General features: G+C 63.7%; 1 protein-coding gene. It reads right to left on the reverse strand.

The annotated features are described in order from the left end of the window. Window positions 1-482, reverse strand: a 482-nt coding sequence (locus MKD38_RS30895) for a DDE-type integrase/transposase/recombinase (RefSeq protein WP_252669803.1), incomplete at both ends; no start/stop codon positions are given.

A 482-nucleotide genomic window follows, 5' to 3' on the forward strand; every position in this document is an offset into this window, starting at 1 on the left:
AGTTAGCGATAGAGCGGCGCGCATGGCTGACCGAGTCGTAGGCTTTCAGGTAGACCTCCTCGTATTTGACGCTGCGCCAAAGGCGTTCGACGAACACGTTGTCGCGCCAACTGCCCTTGCCGTCCATCGACAGTCGGATGCCGCGGTCGAGCACAGCGTCTGTGAACCCCGTCGCGGTGAACTGGCTGCCCTGGTCGGTGTTGACGATCTCCGGCGTGCCGTATTTCGCAAAGGCCTCCTCCAGCGCCTCGACAGCATGGCAGCTCTCCAGAGTGATCGCCACCCGGTGGGCCAGTACTTTGCGGCTCGCCCAGTCCACCACCGCCATCAGATACACGAAGCCCCGCGCCATCGGAATGTAGCTCGTGTCCAGCGCCCACACCTGGTTGGCGCGATCGATCGTCCGGTCGCGCAGTAGGTATGGCCAGATCTTGTGCGCCGCATGCTTGCGGCTCGTGTTGGGGCGACGGTACAGCGCCTCG

It is taken from the genome of Cupriavidus sp. WGlv3, from assembly GCF_023952475.1.
GTDB classification, from domain to species: Bacteria; Pseudomonadota; Gammaproteobacteria; order Burkholderiales; family Burkholderiaceae; genus Cupriavidus; species Cupriavidus phytorum.